This is a genomic window from Enterococcus villorum (genome assembly GCF_007990225.1).
GTDB lineage: Bacteria > Bacillota > Bacilli > Lactobacillales > Enterococcaceae > Enterococcus_B > Enterococcus_B villorum.
In genome coordinates this window covers 26,742-49,111 of the sequence record NZ_BJWF01000003.1, presented here as the reverse complement: position 1 = coordinate 49,111, position 22,370 = coordinate 26,742, and the positions used below count along the sequence as shown (strand labels likewise).

General features: G+C 34.4%; 19 protein-coding genes. 18 read left to right on the top strand and 1 reads right to left on the bottom strand.

What is annotated here, in order from left to right:
* Nucleotides 1-101: 101 nt before the first annotated feature.
* On the bottom strand, nucleotides 102-542 hold the full coding sequence (locus EVI01_RS02285; protein ID WP_010751453.1) for a flavodoxin: 441 nt from the start codon (nucleotides 540-542) through the stop codon (nucleotides 102-104).
* A 166-nt stretch (nucleotides 543-708) separates the two neighbouring features.
* Between EVI01_RS02285 and map the strand changes: the two genes are divergently transcribed.
* The 18 genes from map to EVI01_RS02195 all read left to right on the top strand — a co-directional run bounded on the left by map (nucleotide 709) and on the right by EVI01_RS02195 (nucleotide 22,211).
* A complete protein-coding gene (gene map, locus EVI01_RS02280) occupies nucleotides 709-1,473 on the top strand; it encodes a type I methionyl aminopeptidase (protein WP_010751452.1) in 765 nt (254 codons plus the stop codon).
* 30 nt (nucleotides 1,474-1,503) lie between these two features.
* Nucleotides 1,504-2,427, top strand: coding sequence for a YihY/virulence factor BrkB family protein (locus EVI01_RS02275; protein WP_010751451.1), 924 nt, complete (start codon nucleotides 1,504-1,506; stop codon nucleotides 2,425-2,427).
* Between the two features lie 79 nt (nucleotides 2,428-2,506).
* Nucleotides 2,507-3,637, top strand: a complete 1,131-nt coding sequence (locus tag EVI01_RS02270; RefSeq protein ID WP_010751450.1) for a glycosyltransferase family 4 protein — start codon at nucleotides 2,507-2,509, stop codon at nucleotides 3,635-3,637.
* On the top strand, nucleotides 3,637-4,437 hold the full coding sequence (locus EVI01_RS02265; protein ID WP_010751449.1) for a glycosyltransferase: 801 nt from the start codon (nucleotides 3,637-3,639) through the stop codon (nucleotides 4,435-4,437). Before EVI01_RS02270 ends, EVI01_RS02265 begins: the two co-directional genes overlap by 1 nt.
* Nucleotides 4,437-5,255 (top strand): glycosyltransferase, encoded by an 819-nt coding sequence (locus tag EVI01_RS02260; RefSeq protein ID WP_010751448.1) that lies wholly within the window; start codon nucleotides 4,437-4,439, stop codon nucleotides 5,253-5,255. Before EVI01_RS02265 ends, EVI01_RS02260 begins: the two co-directional genes overlap by 1 nt.
* Before the next feature lie 13 nt (nucleotides 5,256-5,268).
* Nucleotides 5,269-5,976 carry a glycosyltransferase family 2 protein gene (locus tag EVI01_RS02255; protein WP_010751447.1) on the top strand — a complete coding sequence of 236 codons (708 nt, stop codon included), beginning with the start codon at nucleotides 5,269-5,271 and terminating at the stop codon, nucleotides 5,974-5,976.
* A 94-nt stretch (nucleotides 5,977-6,070) separates the two neighbouring features.
* Nucleotides 6,071-6,937: a glucose-1-phosphate thymidylyltransferase RfbA gene (gene rfbA / locus EVI01_RS02250; protein WP_010751446.1), complete on the top strand. Its 867-nt coding sequence runs from the start codon at nucleotides 6,071-6,073 to the stop codon at nucleotides 6,935-6,937.
* A 14-nt stretch (nucleotides 6,938-6,951) separates the two neighbouring features.
* Nucleotides 6,952-7,524, top strand: a complete 573-nt coding sequence (rfbC, locus tag EVI01_RS02245) for a dTDP-4-dehydrorhamnose 3,5-epimerase (protein WP_010751445.1) — start codon at nucleotides 6,952-6,954, stop codon at nucleotides 7,522-7,524.
* A gap of 24 nt (nucleotides 7,525-7,548) precedes the next feature.
* The gene (gene rfbB, locus EVI01_RS02240; RefSeq protein ID WP_010751444.1) at nucleotides 7,549-8,577 is read left to right on the top strand and encodes a dTDP-glucose 4,6-dehydratase; all 1,029 of its coding nucleotides are present in this window, start codon (nucleotides 7,549-7,551) and stop codon (nucleotides 8,575-8,577) included.
* Between the two features lie 201 nt (nucleotides 8,578-8,778).
* Nucleotides 8,779-9,627 carry a dTDP-4-dehydrorhamnose reductase gene (rfbD, locus tag EVI01_RS02235; protein WP_010751443.1) on the top strand — a complete coding sequence of 283 codons (849 nt, stop codon included), beginning with the start codon at nucleotides 8,779-8,781 and terminating at the stop codon, nucleotides 9,625-9,627.
* A 58-nt stretch (nucleotides 9,628-9,685) separates the two neighbouring features.
* A complete protein-coding gene (locus tag EVI01_RS02230; protein WP_010751442.1) occupies nucleotides 9,686-11,710 on the top strand; it encodes a DUF7657 domain-containing protein in 2,025 nt (674 codons plus the stop codon).
* A gap of 232 nt (nucleotides 11,711-11,942) precedes the next feature.
* On the top strand, nucleotides 11,943-13,181 hold the full coding sequence (locus EVI01_RS02225; RefSeq protein WP_010751441.1) for an EpaQ family protein: 1,239 nt from the start codon (nucleotides 11,943-11,945) through the stop codon (nucleotides 13,179-13,181).
* 592 nt (nucleotides 13,182-13,773) lie between these two features.
* The gene (locus EVI01_RS02220) at nucleotides 13,774-14,580 is read left to right on the top strand and encodes an ABC transporter permease (protein ID WP_010751440.1); all 807 of its coding nucleotides are present in this window, start codon (nucleotides 13,774-13,776) and stop codon (nucleotides 14,578-14,580) included.
* Nucleotides 14,581-14,591: 11 nt separating this feature from the next.
* On the top strand, nucleotides 14,592-15,812 hold the full coding sequence (locus tag EVI01_RS02215; protein WP_010751439.1) for an ABC transporter ATP-binding protein: 1,221 nt from the start codon (nucleotides 14,592-14,594) through the stop codon (nucleotides 15,810-15,812).
* Nucleotides 15,802-17,388, top strand: coding sequence for a class I SAM-dependent methyltransferase (locus EVI01_RS02210; protein WP_010751438.1), 1,587 nt, complete (start codon nucleotides 15,802-15,804; stop codon nucleotides 17,386-17,388). Before EVI01_RS02215 ends, EVI01_RS02210 begins: the two co-directional genes overlap by 11 nt.
* Before the next feature lie 36 nt (nucleotides 17,389-17,424).
* Complete coding sequence (locus EVI01_RS02205) at nucleotides 17,425-19,563, top strand: glycosyltransferase family 2 protein (protein ID WP_010751437.1); 2,139 nt, start codon at nucleotides 17,425-17,427, stop codon at nucleotides 19,561-19,563.
* Between the two features lie 202 nt (nucleotides 19,564-19,765).
* Nucleotides 19,766-21,154: a sugar transferase gene (locus EVI01_RS02200; RefSeq protein WP_010751436.1), complete on the top strand. Its 1,389-nt coding sequence runs from the start codon at nucleotides 19,766-19,768 to the stop codon at nucleotides 21,152-21,154.
* A gap of 16 nt (nucleotides 21,155-21,170) precedes the next feature.
* The gene (locus EVI01_RS02195) at nucleotides 21,171-22,211 is read left to right on the top strand and encodes a glycosyltransferase family 2 protein (protein WP_010751435.1); all 1,041 of its coding nucleotides are present in this window, start codon (nucleotides 21,171-21,173) and stop codon (nucleotides 22,209-22,211) included.
* Nucleotides 22,212-22,370: the final 159 nt, after the last annotated feature.

Sequence of the window (22,370 nt, the reverse complement as noted above, 5' to 3'; positions counted from 1 at the left end):
TCACCTGAACGAAAGTTTTTTCCTAAAAAGAAGGAAGTAGTTTGTTTTATAAAAAAAGACAGAAGCGTATAACTAAGTATAGGTACTTCTGCCTAGAAAGATTATAATTTTGCCACAAGTTCTTTTGCAAATGCCTCAAGTTTTTCAATATCTTCTTCTTCTGCGTTTAAATCAACTTTCACATTATCAGTTCCTTTAGTAGCACCAGTTTTTGCAAAAGCTAAATCAAAGTCATCAACTGATTTACAAAATTCATCATAAAAAGTATCTCCGGAACCACAAACGCCATAGATTTTTCCAGATAAGTCAAGTTCTTGTAAATCTTCATATAAATCTACGATCTCAGCTGGTAAATCACCATCATCGTATGTATACGTTGCGACCACACATATATCTGCATCCTCAAATTCATCAGCATCCACTTGGGTGCATTCATTGATTTCAACATCTATATCTAAATTTTCAAATGCTTCTGCTACAATATCGGCAATTTCTTCCGTGTTGCCAGTCATACTTGCATAAACAATTTTTGCTAAAGCCATGGGGGGTACCTCCTGTTTATTATATAGAAAGATTATTAACAGTTATAAATTATACCAAAACCTTTACTAAAAGAAAATAAGCCATGTCTAATTATGAGAATCAGATTTGGCGAAATATCAACCATTATGGTAAAATAGGAGAGATTTGTAAAAAGGAGACGAGAAGATGATTACATTAAAATCAGCACGAGAAATTGAGACGATGGCTGAATCTGGTGCATTGCTAGCGGATGTACATAAGAATCTACGTGATTTTATTAAGCCTGGAGTAACAAGTTGGGATATTGAAGTATTTGTACGTAACTATATTGAAAGCCATGGAGGCATTGCTGCTCAAATTGGATTTGAAGGATACGAATATGCGACATGTATCAGTATCAATGATGAGATTTGTCATGGCTTTCCGCGGAAAAAACCGTTAAAAAATGGCGATTTGGTAAAAGTAGATATGTGTATTGACTTAAAAGGTGGAATTTCAGACTCTTGCTGGGCATACGTTGTTGGGGAATCAACTCCTGAAATTGATCGTTTGATGGAGGTGACAAAAAAAGCATTGTACTTAGGGATCGAACAAGCTCAAGTCGGAAACCGCATTGGTGATATCGGACATGCTATCCAAAGCTATGTCGAAGGAGAAAATTTAGCTGTTGTTCGAGACTTCATTGGCCATGGCGTTGGACCGACCATCCATGAAGAACCAGCAGTACCTCATTATGGCGAAGCTGGAAAAGGGTTACGCCTAAAAGAAGGAATGGTTATTACAATTGAACCAATGGTCAACACTGGAACTTGGAAAATGAAAATGGATCCCAATGGTTGGACCGCTTATACAAGAGATGGTGGCTTATCTTGCCAATATGAACATACATTAGCAATTACAAAGAATGGCCCAAGAATTCTAACTTCTCAAGGCGAAGAAGGTACGTACTGAGGCATTAAATCGACGATATAGGAGAAATTTATGAAACTATTGGGGAAATTAAAGCGAAATGAAAATTTGATGCGTTTTATTGAAACAACACAAAAACGGATGATAGATTCAGAATTGGGAACGACTTCTGTTGTTGTAGCTTATTATTTGTTGCTGTCTTTGTTTCCTCTAATCATCGCATTCGGCAATATTTTACCGTTTCTCCATATCGATCAAGAAACAGTATTGACATATCTTCGTCAAGTGATACCTGAAACTATTTATCAGTTTATTGGTCCTGCAATTAAGAACTTATTAACACAAAGCTCAGGCAGTCTGTTATCATTGTCTGCTTTGGCTGCTTTGTGGTCTGCTAGCCAGAGTATTAATGCATTGCAAATTGCAATGAACAAAGCCTATGGAGTAGAGAATAGAAAAAACTTTTTAGTCGTTCGTTTCTTTTCATTGATTGTCATTCTTCTATTTATGATTGCAATTAGTGGAGTCACCCTCTTTTTAGGGTTAGGACAATTGATCTTAGAAGCGTTACAACCTATTTTTAAATTTTCTGGAAATGTGATCATCCAATTCCAGGCGTTAAAATGGCCGATTACATTAATTGTATTGTTTATCATTATGTTTTTGATTTATTTGATTGTGCCAAATGCACAGTTAAAACTAAAGGCCGTGATTCCAGGAACGATTTTTGCTACTATCGGTTGGATGTTATTGTCTCAAGTGTTTGGGCTCTATGCGAAATATTTTGCAACAAGAGTCAGTGGGTATCAAATCATAGGAAGTTTTATTGTATTAATGCTCTGGCTTAATTTTGCTGCGACGATTATGATCCTTGGCGGAATTATCAATGCTGTTGTGCAAGAATACATAACAGGAAATGAAATAAAAAAGAGGCGAGATCCTACAAATAAGTGGTTGATACGCTTAAAAAATAAAATTTCTCATAAAAAAAAATAAGAAATAAGAGTTCTTGTTGTAAAATAAAGACAGTGTTTTATAATATTTTTATGATTCTTAGATTAAAGTAGGTGCCGATATGTTTGTTTCATTTAGTATGGTCGTTCGTTTTTTTTCAACGATATTGTTATCGTTAATATTAACTCCAATATTTAAAATTATTTCTGTTCAAACTGGAATGGTGGATAAACCAAATGAAAGGCGTATCAATAAGATTCCTATGCCTTCAGCTGGTGGATTACCCATTTTTGTTTCATTTGTTGTATCTACTTTGGTGTTTTTTCAAGAAATTATTCCCAAATTCTATATCTTGCCCATCATATTAGCGGCGCTAGTGATTATCGTGACTGGGGTACTAGATGATAAATTTGAGTTGACACCAAAACAAAAAACGGTGGGTATCTTATTGGCTGCATTGATTGTTTATTTTGTTGCGGATGTCCATATTGATTCAGTCACCATACCATTCTTTGGACATATCGAATTAGGTTGGCTTAGTTTTCCTGTTACTATTTTTTGGATTTTTGGCATTACGAATGCAGTTAATTTAATTGATGGGTTAGATGGATTGGCTACCGGTGTTTCATTAATTGGTTTAATTACTATCGGTATTATCGGCTACTTTTTTTTGCATTCTTCTACAGTTTACATACCGATTGTCATTTTTTGTCTGGTAGCTAGCATTATCGGTTTTTTCCCTTATAACTTTTATCCTGCAAAAATTTATTTAGGTGACACGGGCGCTTTATTTTTAGGGTTTATGATGGCCGTTCTTTCCTTACAGGGATTGAAAAATGTTACGTTCGTTTCTTCTATTTCATTGCTAATTGTGATGGGGGTCCCAGTAACGGATACTTTTTTTGCCATTATTCGCAGAAAAGCCAATCGTGTTTCTTTTTCTACGGCAGATAAAAAACATTTGCATCATCGCTTGCTGAGTTTGGGATTTACGCATAAAGGTGCTGTTTTAACAATTTATGCGATGGCGTTGATGTTTTCATTTACAGCCATGATTATGAACTATACTGGACATTTTGGTTCGATCATTTTGATTATTTCCATGTTATTTGCTGCTATTTTATTATTTGAACTGATTGGTTTAATCAATGAAAAACATCAATATATTCTCAAAACGTTGCGCTTTTTGGGAAATAAAGAATATCGAACGCAGGTTATGCAGAAATATAAGAAGAAATGGACGAAACGGTAATGAAAAAAAATCAAGAACAACCGATTTTAATTAGCATCGTTACAGCAAATAGTCAAAAAATTTTTCAAACATTGGATACGCTGATTGCGAGCATAAAAGACCAACCGACGATTGAAATAATGATCTTTGACAACCATTCATCTCTTGAATACCAAGAAAGTTTGAAAAAATATCTCGTCCATCCCTTTATCAGTATCTACTTCAATCAAGAAAACATGGGTTTTGGCTACGGTCATAATCATAATTTATTAACAAGTGAGTTTTCTTATGCGGTCATTTTCAATCCAGATGTGTTGGTAGAGGAAGAAACAATCATTGAGTTAGTTCAGCTTTTGCAGGAACATCCAGAATGTGCTATGTTAGTGCCTAAAATATTAAATGAAGATGGCACAACGCAACACTTGATTCGCCAAAAATTAGATGTTTTTGACTACATGTTACGTTTTGTCCCAGTTCAATTTGTCAAAAAATTGTTTGCAAAACGGTTAGCAATGTTTGAGTGCCGTGATTTATCAGAGACTACAAATAGTTATGTGCGAATGATTTCTGGTAGCTTTATGGTGATTGATGTAAAAAAATTTCAAAAAATCAATGGCTTTGACCAGCGATATTTTATGTATTTTGAAGACAATGATCTTTGTTTGACGTTTGAAAAAGCAGGAGACAAACTTCTTTATACACCGTTTTACTCAATTGTACATTTATACGGGAAAGGCGCTCACCGTAATTTTAAGCTTTTTCGAATATTCCTGCATTCAATGGTAAAGTTTTTCAATAAGTGGGGGTGGACTTTCTTTTGATGGCACCTAAAATATTAGTAATTATGGTTTTATACCAACAACATTTTAGTCAATCCCCGTCTTTTGAAATTCTGATGAAAGCTATTCATGAGGGAAAAATTCAACTTATCTTGTATGATAATAGTCAAACAGCTCAAGAAGTTCAATCATTTGTAAATGAGTCTATCCATTATTATCATAATTCAGCGAATCCTGGTCTAGCTACTGCATATAATTACGCATTAGCTCGTGCCCAAAAAAGTATTCGCTATTTTGTGACGCTTGATCAAGACAGTCGGTTGCCGACGACGTATTTTGATACCATTTTAAATATCGAGTGGACTGAGGAATTGGTGGCAGCTGTTCCGATGATTTATGACCAAAACAAACAAATATCGCCAGTATACGCCGATCACTACATTAACCGTCAATTCAAAAGTGTTGATCACTCACAAATCGTTTCAAGGCGGATCATGGCGATCAATTCTGGTGCTGTTTTTTCTACCGTGTTTTTAAAAAAGATGGGGGGGTTCAATTTAAATTTCCCCCTTGATTTTTTGGATCATTGGATTTTTTGGACAATTTTTCAGCTAAAAAAGTCCGTATTTGTATTATCTGAACAAATGGAACATGATCTTTCAGTTCTTGATTATAAAAAAGTTTCAGTATCCAGATATCAGTCCATTCTAAAAGCTGAAAATCAATTTTACCAAACTTATGACAAAGAGATGCTGACACAGCATCGTAAACAATTGTTTCTGCGGACGATAAAACAATTTTTAACTGTCAAAAATCGAAAAATATGGCGGTTAACATTACGATCATTTGTTGAAATTTGAAGGATGTGAATTTGTGCGATCGGTTTGTATGGCTACCTTCAATGGAGGTAGATATTTAAGAGAACAATTAGATAGTATTTTAAAACAACTTTCATCGGATGACGAATTAATTATTTCAGATGACGGTTCAAGCGATATGACTTGTAAAATAATAAAAGAATATGTCAAAAAAGATCATCGAATAAAATTTATTGAAGGTCCTAGACAAGGCTTAATTGCGAACTTTAGTCATGCGATCCAACAATCACGTGGAGAAATCATCTTTTTAGCAGACCAAGATGATATTTGGCTCCCAGATAAAGTTACGAAGATAACGAACTATTTTTCCGAGCATCCGGATCAATTAGTTGTAGTTAGTGATTTAGTGATTGTAGATAGTCAGCTCAAAGAGATTCATCCTTCTTATTTTGAATATCGTCATTCGCAGGAAGGTTGGCTTAATAACCTTATTCGGAGTCACTATATTGGTGCAGGTATGGCATTTCGTTCTTCCTTAAAAGAGAAAATCTTGCCTATTCCTGCGAAAGTACCGATGCATGATATGTGGATTGGCATGCTTGGAGGAAGACACGTAAGTTTTCTTCGGGAGCCGCTAACGCTTTATCGTAGGCACGATTTTAATGCCAGTGAAATTAAGACTCAGTCGAAATTAAAACAAAAAATTGCTTGGAGAATCAACTTAATAAAAGCACTCATTGAAAGAAAATGGAAGAATCATTAATAAAAAGATAGTTAAAACGTCAATAATTTCATGACAAATAACAGGTTTGATGAGATAATAACAAAGTAAATTCAAAAAAGGAGACTTTTTATTCATGAAGGGAATTATTCTTGCGGGGGGAAGCGGAACACGCTTGTACCCTTTAACTAAGGCAACTTCAAAACAGTTGATGCCAGTTTATGATAAACCAATGATCTATTATCCAATGTCTACACTAATGTTAGCAGGGATTAAAGAAATTTTAATTATTTCTACACCTCAAGATACACCGCGTTTTAAAGAATTATTTGGTAATGGAAATGAATTGGGATTAAAAATTGAGTACGCCGTGCAAGAAAGCCCAGACGGTTTAGCGCAGGCTTTTATTATTGGTGAAGAATTTATCGGAAATGATAGTGTTTGTCTTGTGTTAGGAGATAACATCTACTACGGCGGTGGACTATCTAAAATGCTACAACGAGCTGCTTCAAAAGAAAGCGGAGCAACTGTTTTTGGCTACCATGTTAATGACCCTGAACGATTTGGTGTAGTAGAATTTGATGAGAATATGCAGGCATTATCAATTGAAGAAAAACCTGCCAATCCAAAATCAAACTATGCTGTAACAGGTTTGTATTTTTACGATAATGATGTGATTTCAATTGCCAAAAGTATCAAACCATCAGAACGTGGAGAATTAGAGATCACTGATGTAAATAAAGCTTATTTAGAAAAAGGGAACCTTTCTGTCGAATTAATGGGGAGAGGATTTGCTTGGCTAGATACCGGTACCCATGAATCACTACTAGAAGCATCCACATTTATCGAAACAATTGAAAAACGACAAAACCTTAAAGTAGCATGTTTAGAAGAGATTGCTTATCGAATGGGATATATTAATAAAGAACAATTATTATCTTTAGCGCAACCATTGAAAAAAAATCAATATGGCCAATATCTTTTAATGTTGGCTGCCGAGTAAGGGAGTCTTAAGGAATGAAAGTAACTGATACAAAATTAACAGATGTTAAAATCATTGAAATGGATGTTTTTGGTGATCATCGTGGCTTTTTTACAGAAAGTTATTCTAAAGAAAAATTTGCTGAACATGGATTGGAATTTGACTTTGTTCAAGACAACCATTCGCTATCTGCAGAAGCTGGTGTAATCCGTGGTTTGCATTTTCAAAAAGGTGAAGCAGCACAGACAAAATTGATTCGTGTTACTTCTGGAGTAGTTTTGGATGTTATTGTTGATATTAGAAAAGGGAGCCCCACTTATGGAAAATGGGAAGGTTTTATCTTATCCGAACATAACCATCGTCAACTTTTAGTTCCAAAAGGCTACGCTCATGGCTTCGTGACGTTGACACCAAATGTCAATTTCCTTTATAAATGCGACAACTATTACAATGCTGAAGCGGATGGTGGGATTGCATTTGATGATCCAGATTTAGCGATTGACTGGCCAATTGATCTTTCAAAAGCAATCATGTCTGAAAAAGACCATAACCATCCGACTTTGAAAGAATTTGAAGCAGAAAATCCATTTGTTTATGGTGAAACTTAACGTTTAAGTAAGGAGAAATTTGGTATGAAAAATATCATTGTTACTGGTGGTGCCGGATTTATTGGCTCAAACTTTGTTCACTATGTTGTGAATCATCATCCAGAGGTTCATGTCACAGTTTTGGATAAATTAACTTATGCAGGAAATAAAGAAAATTTAGCTGGATTACCGAGTGATCGAGTGGAATTAGTTGTCGGTGACATTGCAGATGCAGAACTTGTTGATCGTTTAGTCAAAAATGCTGATGCTGTCGTCCATTATGCGGCTGAATCTCATAATGATAACTCTTTAAAAGATCCTTTTCCGTTTGTCCAAACGAATATTATCGGTACTTATACATTACTAGAAGCATGTCACAAGTACAATGTTCGCTATCATCACGTATCCACAGATGAAGTTTATGGCGATTTGCCTTTGCGTGAAGATTTGCCAGGTCATGGTGAAGGTGAAGGCGAAAAATTTACAGCTGAAACACCGTATAATCCATCAAGTCCTTATTCTTCAACAAAAGCTGGATCTGACTTGCTTGTAAAAGCATGGGTGCGTTCTTTTGGTTTACAAGCAACGATTTCTAATTGCTCTAATAATTATGGACCTTATCAGCACATTGAAAAATTTATTCCACGCCAAGTGACAAATATTCTAAGTGGTATTCGTCCAAAATTATACGGCGAAGGAAAAAATGTTCGTGACTGGATCCATACAAATGATCATTCATCTGCTGTTTGGTTGATTTTAACCAAAGGAAAAATTGGTGAAACGTATTTAATTGGTGCAGATGGTGAAGAAGACAATAAGACAGTAATGGAACTAATTTTGGAATTGATGGGACAACCAAAAGATGCGTATGATCATGTGAATGATCGTGCGGGGCATGATTTAAGATATGCCATTGATTCAACAAAATTACGCGAAGAGCTTGGTTGGAAACCTGAGTTTACTAATTTTCGAGATGGCTTAGCTGATACGATCAAATGGTACGAAGAACACCAAGAGTGGTGGAAGAAAGAAAAAGAAGCGGTAGAAGCAGCTTACGCCCAAAATGGTCAGTAATCAGTCATTTTAGTTCATCTATTTCACCCTAAAGATCAAAAAGTAAAAAGAATCAAGTTCAATACAGTGAGATAGTGACAGAAAGAATAAAAGAAATAGACAACGAAAAAGTGTTTGTTTCATCATGTATTGGCATATATAAGGGGACCTGTGACAGTTGTTGCAGACCCTTTTTTAAAATAAAAATGAGGAGAGATAAGAATGTTTTTATTAACTGGAGGAAATGGACAGCTAGGAACAGAGCTAAGACATTTATTAGATGAAAAAGGGTTATCTTATGTATCCACAGATGCTGCCGAGCTGGATATTACGGATGCCGACAAAACAATGGCCTATATCACTCAATTAAAACCAGAAATTATTTTTCATTGTGCAGCCTATACAGCCGTTGACAAAGCGGAAGAAGAAGGTAAAGAATTAGATGAAAAGATCAATGTAGATGGGACTAAAAATGTCGCACTTGCTGCAAAAGCAGTGAATGCAAAGTTAGTGTATATCAGTACCGACTACGTATTTGATGGCAAAAAGAAAGATGAAGAATACCAAGAAGACGACCCAACCAATCCATTGAATGAGTATGGACGTACAAAATTACTAGGAGAACAAGCAGTACAAGAAATACTTGAGGATTACTATATTATTCGTACTTCATGGGTATTTGGTATTTATGGACATAACTTTGTCTTTACGATGCAACGTTTGGCAAAAACACATGATCGTTTGACAGTTGTAAATGATCAGTTCGGTCGTCCAACTTGGACTCGGACACTGGCTGAATTTATGGTTTACGTCATTGAAAACCAAGCACCATATGGTATTTACCAATTATCGAATGAAAATAGTTGTTCTTGGTATGAGTTTGCAAAGGAAATTTTAAAAGATACAAATGTTGAAGTGGCTCCTGTAACTTCTGAAGAGTACCCTCAAAAAGCAGTTCGTCCACAATATTCCGTGATGAGTCTCAAAAAAGCAGAAGACTTAGGATTTGTGATCCCTACATGGCAAGAAGCATTAGAAAAAATGCTGATAGCTGCGAAAAATTTGAAATAAAAGATGTTTTTCCACGACAAAAAATAAAAAAGAAACAAAGTAGAAATTGGAGAATAGTATGGAAAAACAAACAAGACGTGCCCAACGAAAATCTTTAAAGAATGAGCACACCGGCTATTCTGTACTTGATGTCTTTCTAAAACTTCGTTATCTCATTGGTCTTTTAGTGATTGTGATTATCGTGACGTTTAATTTAAATGGTAGTTCATTAGGAACTTGGGATAAATACGTTTCACAGCGAGATGACGGAAAGAAAACTGATGTGATTTTTGGTCAGAATAGAGAGGTTCGTTCAGATGAATGGTTGGTGCAGACCCCTTTTTATCTTTCACAAGCTGAAAATGATTATCCTTTAGTAAATAAAGATTACTCCTTAAATGGGCAAAACATGATTATTGCATATAATTCTCCGGTAAAAGATATCACGGTTATTGGAAAACCATTTAATTGGGGATTTTTCTTCCTTGGAAGAGATCGAGGACTTTCGTTTTACTGGGCGATGAAATTAGTAGTCATGGTTTTACTGGGATTTGAAGTCTTAATGATTTTGACCAAAAGAAAAAAAGCCTTATCGTTGATAGGGGCTTTTGCTTTGACTTTTTCACCAGCAGTTCAATGGTGGTTCATGCAACACGTAGGTGATTTGATTTTCTTTACATTAGGATTAATGCCTGCTTTTTATCATTATTTTTACCAACATGATAAAAAATGGGTGAGGACATTGATGATGGGACTTATCACTATCTTTGGGTTAGGTTTTATATTAGTCATTTACCCTGCTCATCAGGTTATGTTAGCCTATCTTTTGGTCTTTTATTTTGTTGGATTATTGATTTATTATGGTAAAAAGATTACTTGGGATTGGTTTGACACCGTATTAATCATTGGGGCACTTTTATTTATTGGAGGAGTAATGATTCATTTCTGGGTTACTTCTAAAGATGCACTACTAGCTTCTTTAGACACTTTGTATCCAGGCAAACGTGTGAGTACTGGAGGGAAATGGAAGCTAGGTGAGTTCTTTTACTTTTTAACTAATTGGAAAATTCCTTTTAAAGACATTAACTTTTCCAATAATTCAGAAGTTGCTTTATTCTATCACTTTTTCCCGACTGTTTTTTTAGCGAGTCCATTTGTCTTATTTGGGAGAAAAAATAGTGAACAAAAACTGTTTGGACGAATCCTTATGCTTTTTTGTTTATTTTCGATTTTTTGGATCACGGTTGGATTGCCTAAGGGCTTGGCTGAACTGACACTATTGTCTTATGTACCACCTTTTAGAGCGATATTAACTTTTAGCTTTGCAGCTTGCTTACTAACAATTTGGTTTATTGCTTACATTTGGCAAGAAGATGTGATACCTACTTGGTATAAATTTTTATTATTGATTGCGAATGCAGGCATCTATACTTATGCGTTAATGAACTCGAAAATGACGAAGTATTTTTCTGAATTAGAGATTATGATGATCGTATTAGCTGGAACATTGATACTTGCGTTCATTTTATTTAGACGAAATCGCATGTTTTATCTGTCATTTGGTGTTTTGATCATCGCTTCAGGATTTTTTGTCAATCCTGTTGTCGAAGGGACAGGAGCGATTTTTGAAAAAACATTAGCAAAAGAAATTAAGAAGATCGATCAAAAAGACCCCGATAAAGTATGGTTAACGGAAGATGAACTTTACAACTTTACACCTACTTTAGGGGTAAAAGCCTTCAATACCGTTCGTTTTTATCCAGACATGGAAGCATGGGAAAAGATTGATCCTGATAAAAATAATGAAAAATACTATAACCGCTATGCCCATACTAGAGCATTTATTGCGAAAGAAGAAACTTCTTTTACGTTAGATCGTCCAGATATGTTTTCTGTGACACTTAATTTTGAAGATGCAGAAAAATTGGGGATTAAATATGTGGTCAGCAAGCGACCACTAACGGATTATAATCAGTTGTATCAAGCGCAATTTACACAACTTTATGGACCTGATAAAGATGGTTATATGATTTTTGAAGTCACTTATCCGGAAAATAATAATGTAACCAATCAGACAGTAGATTGGTCGTATACAGGCGGCTAAGAGAAAGCGTTAGGTATTGAGTAATAGTCGTAAGAAATTAAAAAAGAAATATAATTTCTAGCTTACGATGTTGTTCAATACCTGTTTTTTTATGAATGAGTGTCAAATAGTTATTTCTATATGAACAAACACCATTTTAATTGAAGGAAAGAACTTTCTTGTAATTTATTTTTGTAAATAGCATTGCCGTTTGTTTTTAAGTAACAGTATAATAAAACAGAACGAAAGGGGGATGGAAATTATCCAAACAGTTATCGAAAAATTAATCAATAAAATGAGTGCTGGGTTACTCATACTTTTTCTTTCAGCTATTTTTTTCATTTGGACAGCTGGCCTGGGGATAGAACAAGCTACTTTTTTATATGATAACAGTGCGCAATTTGTGACAGTTGGTATTATTATTTTATTTGTTTTAAATCTTTATAAAGTAAGAGGAACCGACTTTCTATATTTAGCAGCCGCAATTGTTATTTATTCAGTATTTGCTTATTTCAGAGAGACCAGGGATAGCTCAGTATACGTAGATTTATTGATTCCGTTGATTATAGCATTTTGTTTAGTGATAAAATGGATTCAGTTTGATAAAATCGATCGAGCTGTGGTTATTATTGTCTGTTATGTGTTTCTCGGCATCACGTTATTTAGAATTTTTACTGAAATAAAAATACCAGCTGGAGAAAGTATTTGGTTTCCTAGCCATAAGGTTTCGGATATTTGGATTAACACGAATACCATTGGAAGTTCGCTCATGACACTGGGCTTATTGATCATGGGATTTGCTAGTTCTTTTGAGCGATGGTATATCCGATTGCTCGGTGTGCCAGCAGTTATTGCTTCTATAGTAGGAATTTTGGTTTGTCAATCTAAAGGCGCATTGGTAGCGATGATTGTTTTTGTGCTACTGGATATTTGGCCTAAAAATTTCTTTAAGTTGATTCGGGCACCATTTCTAGGGTATACATTAGTCACTATTTTTGCATTACCTGTCTCTTATTTTGCTGCTCATGCAGAGAATTTAAACCTATTTACTGGACGAGAAGAAATCTGGTTAAAATTCTATGAAACAATTGCCACAAAAAAAGAACAAGTTTTACTGGGAATGAAACCTTTTATCTTTCAAAGAGGAAAACAATTTTTAGGGAATCACAATAGCTACAATTCATTTCTCAATATCTATGGTTTAATCGGAATCATCATCGTAGCCATTTTAGTGCTGATCTATGTTGGACGCTTGACATTAAGAGCAGAACTAACAAACGGACAATTAACGTTTCTTTGGGCCTTTTTAGCTGTAATGATCCAATCTTTTATGGAAGATACATTAACTTCTTTTCCATGGGTACCGATTGTTTATCTACTATTAGGCATGGCCAGCCATCAGTATGATTTTTCTAAAAAAAGGAAAAATAGACAAAGAACTGAAAAAGATACATCTGGACCATTGTCGCGAGTAGCTCGTCATCAATCTTAAACAATAGAAATACCTAAGTTACTTTTTTATGCTATTTATGAAAGACATTTTGGTGAATATAAAGGAACGAGACTTCTATAGTATCTAAAAGAAATGTAAAAAAAAGATTGAGAGGGCTTCAAGTTCTGTGAACCCTTTTGATTTTATTTAGCTTATTTAAAGGATCTCCTCTCCTCGTTAGTTTTGGCATTACGTCAAGTTTATTTTATACTTTTCAAAAAACTAAAAGAGAAACTTAATTTTTAAAGGTTGTTCATCAAAGCAAACGATGTGAGTTAAATATTTAATTGATAGGCAGTACGATTTTTGTACAGCCTATTTTTTGTGCCTAAATAGGGTAGAATAATTAAAATTTGTAGAAATAGTCTGTTTACTTTCTACTAAGCCTTAAAAAAATATTTATATATTCGTGTATTTGTTTTGTCATCTTGTGTTTCATTGCAATTAAATAGTTTCTTTTGTAAAATAAAAACGTTAGTGTGAAGTTTACTTAATAGAAAATTAAGAAAATAAGAATATCGCAGTCTGCTAGAAAAAATGTGGTAAAATGGCATTTGACTGTAATTAACAGAAATTGCTTGGAGGAACACAAATGTTGAAAGATCTGTTTTTATTTATGAAGGACATTTACCAGAACAGAAAGCTTTTGCTTCAGTTCTCAATAAATGATTTCAAGTCTCGCTATGCGGGCTCTTTTTTGGGAATTTTATGGGCTTTTATCAATCCTGTATTTACCGTATTGATTTATTGGCTGGTCTTTGGTTTTGGATTGAAAGCGACTATGACGGACAACAAATATCCTTTTATCGTTTATTTGATTACTGGAATGGTTCCGTGGTTCTTTTTCTCTGATGCGTTTACGTCAACAACTCTTGTTTTTAGAGAGTATACGTATTTAGTGAAAAAAGTGGTATTTAATATCCGTATTTTACCGACGACTAAAATTTTAGCTAATCTTTATACCCATCTTTTCTTTGTTTTAATTGGATTATTAGTGGCCGCAATTTATGGGATTTTTCCTACGGTGATGACATTGCAATTGATTTATTATTTGTTTTGCATGTGCGCTTTTTTAACGGGATTAACTTGGTTAACAGCCTCTATCCAGCCTTTTTTACCCGATTTGATGCAATTAATTACGATCTTATTGCAGCTGATCATGTGGACGCTACCAATTCTTTGGGGACCTACACAATTTAATCCAACGATTATCAAGGTTCTTAAATTAAATCCACTGTATTATGTAGTTCAAGGTTATCGTGAATCGTTCTTAAGTGAAGCGTGGTTCTTTGAACATGGTATGTATACATTATATTTCTGGGTATTCACTTTAGTTATTTTTGTAATCGGATCTGCAGTGTTCCGTAGATTGAAACCACATTTTTCAGATGTGTTGTAAGGAGTATAGACATGACAGAATATGCGATTAAATTAAAAAACATTACGAAATCTTATAATATGTACGCCAAACCCTCTGATCGTTTTCGTGAGGCATTAAATCCATTTAAAAAATCTTATCATGATGTTTTTAACGCATTAAAAAATATTGATGTTGAAATTAAAAAAGGTGAGATGATTGGTTTTGTGGGTGAAAATGGTTCAGGAAAATCCACGATGCTTAAAATCATTACGGGTGTATTAACCCCGACATCAGGAACAATGGAAATTGAAGGCAAAATATCTGCACTACTGGAATTAGGTTCGGGTTTTAATCCAGAATATTCTGGTTATGAGAACATTTACTTAAATGGGATGGTTTTAGGTTTTTCACGTGAAGAAATCGATGAGATGGTGGATGACATCATTGAGTTTGCTGATATTGGTGAGCATATTTATCAACCAGTTAAAACATATTCCAGCGGGATGTTTGTGCGTTTAGCTTTTGCTGTGGCGATCAACGTGAATCCAGACATTTTGATCGTTGATGAAGCTTTAGCTGTGGGGGACCTTGAATTTCAATTGAAATGCATGGAAAAATTTACGGAGATAAAAAACTCTGGGAAAACTATTCTTTTTGTTTCTCATGATATTAGTTCAATCCGCCGTTTTTGTGATCGTTCTTATTGGTTAAAAAATGGGGAAGTTGTCGAATTTGGCGATACGATGGATGTGACTACGAACTATGAAAACTTTTTAAAGAAAAAATCAGTCAAAACAGTGGACCGTAACAAAAATCAAGTCGAACGATTTGCCGCTCCAGATATCGTTGATGTCTTAAGTGCACAATTGTTGGATAAAGAAAAAAAACCAATTGATGTACTTGATCAGGGTGAGACACTGTACGTAAAAGTAACTTATGAAGTAAAAGATGACACCATTAAAAAACCAGTTTTAGGAATTGCTTTACGTACCGTTGATAATTTCTATGTGTGTGGTTTAAATACGTTGTTAGACGGTATCCAAATTCCTTGGAAAAAAGGAAAAAACATTTTCTATTTAGAATATGAGAAATTGGGACTTTTAGCTGGAGAATATTATTTTGATGTCGCTATTTTTGAAGAAAATGCCACCGTACCTTTAGTTTACAAAACAAAATATATGAATTTATTTGTAAATGGTTCATATATTGGGGAAGGAATCGTGGTCTTAGACCATAAGTGGGAAGAAGGTAATCTAACCGATGAAGTATGATTTTGAGATGGATTTAGATGAACAAAGCAGTGTAGGAAAAATAGCTGCACAAATCAAACCAGGAAGTAAAGTATTGGAATTTGGTCCAGGAAATGGTCGCTTGACCAAACATTTAATTGGTGCTAAAAACTGTCAAGTAAGTATTGTTGAACTAGACAAGGAGCTGTTTGATTTTGTCAGTGAATTTTCACAAGATGGTTTTTACGGCGACATTGAAAGTTTTGAGTGGGCAAACTATTATGCCAACCAGACTTTTGATTACATTCTCTTTGCGGATGTGTTAGAACATTTAGTTCAACCAACAGAAACGTTAAAAAAGGTCAGAGAATTTTTAAATGAAGAAGGTGAGATCTTAATCACTTTCCCAAATTTAGTGCATAATTCAGTGATGATTCACTTGTTTAATAATGAATTACCTTGGGCTTCATATGGCTTGTTAGATGAAACACATAATTCCTTTTACACTCATAGTGGATTTCAAAAAGTTTTCGAAAAAGCAGGGCTGTACGTCAATATTGAAGACTATCTTTATTTAGCTGTCGGCGACACAGAATTGAAATCTACTTATGAAGAACTTCCAAAATCAGTTCGTTATGACTTTAAAATGCGTCCGTTTGGAGAAGTCTATCAATATTTCTTTTCTTTGATGAAGCATCCTGTAGAAAAAAGTAAAGTGGCTAAACCTCAAAATTCGAATTATGTTCGTCTATTGGAAGTGCAACAAACATCAGCTAATCAAGAAACAAGTCAAACCATTCCATTCAACAATCATACAGGTGAAAATCAAGTATTGACTTTTTCTATTAATGAGGACGTAGAGGCTGTCACTTTCTTATTTGAAAAACAACCAAGTACACTTGAATTTCGAGCAGAAGTTTCTGGAGAAAAAGTTGAATATATAAAAACAAATGCAGTGATCCGTACCCAAAATGATTGCTATTTATTTGATGGGCAAGAACGACCAATGTTTCTTTTACAAGAAATGGCCGGTAAAGAAGTGACGATTCATTGCCATTATCGTTTTATTGGAGAGTTAACGAATACGATGGCAGATTTACTTGCCACGGTTAAACCTCTAGCAGGTGAAAAGCAACAGCTTGAAGCCAGAATTGATAGACTTGAAAAAGAAAATCAACAATTAAGTATAGCAAATTCGTCATTAGAACATTCTTTGCAGACTACAACAACAAGGTACTATTCACTATTAGATGAGAAAAAATTTGCCATCAAGTCTCGTGGTAGACGCTTGAAAGAGACACCAAAGAAAATTCAAGCAAAAGAAATCTCTCTTTGTATCGATAACAAATCATGGGACGCTGAAACAAAATTGATGACAATCACAGGCTGGGGAATTGCTAATGCCAATCGTCAACCATTCACGTACCGTTTATCGGAAAACCAATCTCCTTATTTCAATGTAGTACAGTTTGAACGCCAAGAAGTTAACCAAGCAGAACATCTTTCAACAGGAACAAAAGCTGGCTTTGAATTACAAATTTTATGTGAGCAAGAACAACGTTCCTTTTTGATTGAACTGATAGCTGAAAATGGGGAAAACTGGTTCGTTGAAATTTAACACATATTCAATAAAGGTAAAGGAGAACAAAAGATCGTGCAAAAAAAAGAAATTGCCGTATTTATTGATCAAATCACCCGTGAACGAGCGACTGGTGATTTGTTGATCATCGGTTGGGCAGTCGATGAAGTGACAAAAGAAATCCCTCAGATCAAAGTGGCTAAAGAACATGTGATGATAGAAGTGACGAATGTCGTACGTCTTGATATCAATCATTTATATGATTTAGATGTAAAAACGCCAAGCGGTTTTTCGATTCGCTTATCTGGTAAATTAAAAGGTAAGGCCATTTTAGATTTTCAAACAAGAAAACATCAAAATGGAATCGCAGTAAAACTAAATGGTCGTTATCCTTATGATGATGGCTTAGAGACCAATTGGGAAAAGAAAAAGCGATTATTAAAAAAAGGCATCAATTATGCTCGTACGCATGGGGTAAAAAAAGCCATCCGACGAGTAAAGCTAGAATTGAAACCAGGGTCAATTGATTATGCTGAATGGATCACTCGTCATGAAAAATTTGACTTAAAAGAACAACAAGAACAATCTAAAAAATTTGAATACCGTCCACTGATTTCTGTAGTTATGCCTGTTTATAATGTAGAAATTAAATGGTTAGAAAAATGTATTGATTCTGTTTTAGCACAAACTTATGACCATTGGGAATTATGTATCAGCGATGATGCTTCTACTGATCCTAAAATTAGGAAATGCTTAGAGGCTTATCAAGCCAAAGATGAACGCATTAAAGTAGTTTTTAGAAAAGAAAATGGTCATATTAGTTTAGCTACAAATTCAGCATTAGAAATAGCAAAAGGCGAATTTATAGCATTGTTAGATAATGACGATGAACTACCTCCTTATGCTTTGTTTGAAGTGGCAAAAATCTTGAACAAACAGCCAGAACTGGATGTCATCTATAGTGATGAAGATAAAATTGATGCGGATGGCAATCGTTTCGATCCACACTTTAAAGCAGACTGGTCACCCGATACATTAATGGGTAATAACTACATTTCACATTTAGGCGTTTACCGGACAAGCTTAGTCAAAGAAGTAGGTGGCTTTAGAAAAGGATATGAAGGTTCTCAAGACTATGATTTGGTATTACGGATAACCGAACAAATTCCTAAAGAACACATCTATCATATTGATAAAGTTTTATACCATTGGCGAACGATCCCAGGTTCAACCGCTAGCAGTGGTGAAGCGAAGAGTTATATTTATGATTCTGGAGTAAAAGCATTAACAGATGCGTTGAAACGTAGAGGGATTAAAGGAAGTGTACGTCCAGGAAGAATTTCCGGTTTTTATGAAGTGAATTATGATGTATTACAAGAAGATTTAGTAAGTGTGATTATTCCTACTAAAAATGGCTATGATGATTTGAAATTATGTGTAGATTCAATTATAGAAAAAACAACTTATACCAATTATGAGATCATCATTGCTGACAATGACAGTACCGATCCTAAAATGCAAGAACTATTTGCTGCTTACAAAAAGAAATTAAATAATCGATTCCATGTTGAACTGATTGATATTCCTTTCAACTATTCTAGAATCAATAATTTAGCAGCCGAAAAAGCAAGTGGTAAATATTTATTATTCTTAAATAATGATACAGAAGTTATTGAACCTCAATGGATGACGACGATGGTTTCATACGCTCAATTTGATCATATTGGTTGTGTAGGAGCAAAATTGTATTATCCAGATGATACGACACAACATGCTGGCGTGTTAGTGGGAATCGGTGGCGTGGCTGGCCATGCGTTGAATAATTACGATCGGACACATTGCGGTTATTTTGGTCGTTTAGTGATTGATGTTAATTACTTAGCTGTAACGGCTGCTTGTATGATGGTTAAAACAACGGATTTCCAAGCAGTAAACGGTTTTGATGAAACATTAGAAGTGGCATTCAATGATGTCGACCTTTGTTTAAAAATCTATGAATTAGGTAGATTTAACGTTTATGCACATCAAGTGGAACTCTATCATTTTGAATCAAAATCAAGAGGTTATGAAGATACGCCTGAAAAGCAAAAACGGTTTGCTGGTGAGATCAAGAAAATGCAGGATAAGTGGCCAGTTTATATTGCTCATGATCCTTTTTACAACGATAACCTTACAAAAGAAGGAATCGGTGATTTTTCATTGAGACCCGATTAATGAATAAAAGCTATCATGCACTCTACTGGAGGTATGATAGCTTTTATTTGTTAAAAGAGGATTGATGGATGAGAAAGAAGTATGATTTAAGATAATTAGGTTTAACTTTTTAAATTACATTACAATTTTTTTATTCACTAGGTTTTTAAACCTTGCTATGGTAAGATAATAGATGCATTATTTTGTGAGTAGGAGTGTATATATGAATAAAAACGGGGAATGGAGTGCGGCAAGACGCATATTCATCATTTTAATGGATGTTATTGTTTATAATCTAGCGATATACAGTAGTTTCTTACTGAAATTTCATGGGGAGATACCTATAAGAAATTTAGAAACCTTTCAACATTCAGCGATCTTTATTTCTGTTATATTTATTGCCTTGAATATTTTGCTAGGTGGATATGTTTTCTATAATCGAATGATTAGCGATATCATTTTTGTCACAGTCATTGGACAGGTATTGATGACACTAGGGATTATGGTGGTTACTTTTGCAGGGCGTTGGTTTGCTTTCCCACGAATAGTGATTTTGCTCTCCTTTATTATAGGAACGATCTTATTGAGTATTTACCGAATTTTGATTTACAAGTTGTACTTAAAAGTCAGTCGGGATAAAAAAGTGATCATCGTTGGTTTAGAAAAAGATGTCGCACCAGCCATTCAAAATTTCAGCTCAAAAAAAAATAATAAACACAAAGTAGAAGCAGTAGTCATCAATCACTACTATAAAAATGTAAAAAAAATGATTGATCAGATTGATATTGTTTATTTAGCCTCTCATATCGAAGAAGCGGAAAAAGTGAAAATTTATCAATTAGTCACTAAGAAAGAAAAGAAATTATTTTTAAATACGACATTTGAAAATTTAACTATGATTAACCCTAACATCATGAATTTTGAGGATGAAAGTATTATTGAAGCTTCTGGTTTTAGAATTCCACCAGAATATGAACTATTCAAACGCTTGTTTGATATTATTGTTTCATTGGTGTTATTGATTATAGCCTCACCTTTTATGTTACTTACCGCTATTTTAGTAAAAGTGACTTCACCAGGACCGGTTATTTACAAACAAGTTCGAATCACAAAAAATCAAAAAGAATTTTCAATCTATAAATTCCGTTCGATGACCGCTACAGCGGAAGCGAAATCTGGACCTGTTTTAGCTAAAAGTAATGATGCACGTGTCACCCCCGTGGGGAAATTTATTCGTGCTGTCCGTTTTGATGAATTACCACAAATTTTTAATGTCTTAAAAGGCGATATGTCAATTGTAGGACCTCGTCCAGAACGTCCATTTTTTGTCGACCAATTCAATGCAGAAAATCCTTATTACTACTTGAGACATAATGTCCGTGCAGGTATCACAGGTTATGCACAAGTCTATGGAAAATATGTATCTGATTATAATAGTAAACTACGATTTGATTTACTTTACATCAAAAAATATTCTTTGTTGTTAGACTTAAAGATTTTATTACAAACAATCAAAATTCTTTTTGATAAAATGTCCTCTCAAGGATTAGAAGAGGAAAATGCGAATTCTCTTGCAGAAATTGCCTTTCCAAAAGAAAGAATTTTCAGCTGATTTGGAGGCGTGAGAAATGGATAATCCAAAGTTTAGTATAGTCATACCAATATATAATGCTGAAAATACCATTGCTCGAACTATGGAAACATTAAAAAATGTTGATTTTGATGATTATGAAGTTCTATTGATTAATGATGGTTCAACCGATCAGACTGAGGCTATTATCACAGAATTTATTCAAAATAAACCCAATTTTCAGCTCATCACAACTCGTAACCAAGGTCCTGGACTTGCTAGGAATGAAGGCATCAAACATTCAAAAGGATACTATCTGTTGTTTTTTGATGCGGACGATACACCAGCAAAAGATGTCTTAACTAATTACAATCAACTGTTAGATAATTACCCTGAAACAGACTTAATTGTTAGTTCCTTTGTTTTTCGTACAATCGAGGGTGAAAAAATTGTTTCTGAAAAAGAAAATTTAGTAACCAAGCATCAATATACAGACCATAAAAGTTTTATGGATGACATGTATCGCTTGATGAATGATCAATTAATGTATGTCGTTTGGAATAAGTGTTACCGCAGTGAACTTGTGAAAAAACATCATGTTTTTTTTAAGGGATATAGTAGTTGTGAAGACCGAATATTTAATTTGAACTATTATAGACATTGCCAACAAGTGGTGATGAATCCTAAAATAGCTTATATCTATGAATTTGAAGGTGGTAAAGGAATAACAAATCAATACCACCCAAATAAATTTGAGACTTTTAAAGAATTCTATCAATTGGCAAATGAAGTAACAAATGAAGCCAATAAATCTGGTATGGCAGCTCTTCATTTAAAAGGAACGACTTCCGTCTTTTTTTCTATTTATGGTACTTCTATGCGCACGCCAAAAGAAAAAAAGGCAGAGGCTAAACAGATTTTAACAGATCCCACGATTAGGGAAGCCAAAAAAATTGCTTGCACAGATTCAACAGCTAAGAAAGTGACAAAACAGTTATACAATCTCCCAGCTTCGTTATTTTTAACTGCAGTAAAATTGGGTAGTTTTGTAGAAAATAAATTGCCAGGATTAATGGCTATATTGAAACGTGTTTATTAAAAGATGCTAAGGAAATGCCCGTGCATTTCCATAGATTATCAGAAAAATTTTTCTGATAGGTTCTGATATTTAGTAGGAACTTGTATCCGAAGTGTTGTCTAAAACACTAATTGTTCGAGTTTGGGTCTTGAGGTTTTCCTTTTGACCCTTACTCTTTTT

Bases quoted from the DNA above. Each gene is read 5' to 3' on its own strand.
- EVI01_RS02285 (WP_010751453.1), bottom strand. From the start codon at position 542: ATGGCTTTAGCAAAAATTGTTTATGCAAGTATGACTGGCAACACGGAA.
- map (WP_010751452.1), top strand. From the start codon at position 709: ATGATTACATTAAAATCAGCACGAGAAATTGAGACGATGGCTGAATCT.
- EVI01_RS02275 (WP_010751451.1), top strand. From the start codon at position 1,504: ATGAAACTATTGGGGAAATTAAAGCGAAATGAAAATTTGATGCGTTTT.
- EVI01_RS02270 (WP_010751450.1), top strand. From the start codon at position 2,507: ATGTTTGTTTCATTTAGTATGGTCGTTCGTTTTTTTTCAACGATATTG.
- EVI01_RS02265 (WP_010751449.1), top strand. From the start codon at position 3,637: ATGAAAAAAAATCAAGAACAACCGATTTTAATTAGCATCGTTACAGCA.
- EVI01_RS02260 (WP_010751448.1), top strand. From the start codon at position 4,437: ATGGCACCTAAAATATTAGTAATTATGGTTTTATACCAACAACATTTT.
- rfbA (WP_010751446.1), top strand. From the start codon at position 6,071: ATGAAGGGAATTATTCTTGCGGGGGGAAGCGGAACACGCTTGTACCCT.
- rfbC (WP_010751445.1), top strand. From the start codon at position 6,952: ATGAAAGTAACTGATACAAAATTAACAGATGTTAAAATCATTGAAATG.
- rfbB (WP_010751444.1), top strand. From the start codon at position 7,549: ATGAAAAATATCATTGTTACTGGTGGTGCCGGATTTATTGGCTCAAAC.
- rfbD (WP_010751443.1), top strand. From the start codon at position 8,779: ATGTTTTTATTAACTGGAGGAAATGGACAGCTAGGAACAGAGCTAAGA.
- EVI01_RS02230 (WP_010751442.1), top strand. From the start codon at position 9,686: ATGGAAAAACAAACAAGACGTGCCCAACGAAAATCTTTAAAGAATGAG.
- EVI01_RS02225 (WP_010751441.1), top strand. From the start codon at position 11,943: ATGGAAATTATCCAAACAGTTATCGAAAAATTAATCAATAAAATGAGT.
- EVI01_RS02220 (WP_010751440.1), top strand. From the start codon at position 13,774: ATGTTGAAAGATCTGTTTTTATTTATGAAGGACATTTACCAGAACAGA.
- EVI01_RS02215 (WP_010751439.1), top strand. From the start codon at position 14,592: ATGACAGAATATGCGATTAAATTAAAAAACATTACGAAATCTTATAAT.
- EVI01_RS02210 (WP_010751438.1), top strand. From the start codon at position 15,802: ATGAAGTATGATTTTGAGATGGATTTAGATGAACAAAGCAGTGTAGGA.
- EVI01_RS02200 (WP_010751436.1), top strand. From the start codon at position 19,766: ATGAATAAAAACGGGGAATGGAGTGCGGCAAGACGCATATTCATCATT.
- EVI01_RS02195 (WP_010751435.1), top strand. From the start codon at position 21,171: ATGGATAATCCAAAGTTTAGTATAGTCATACCAATATATAATGCTGAA.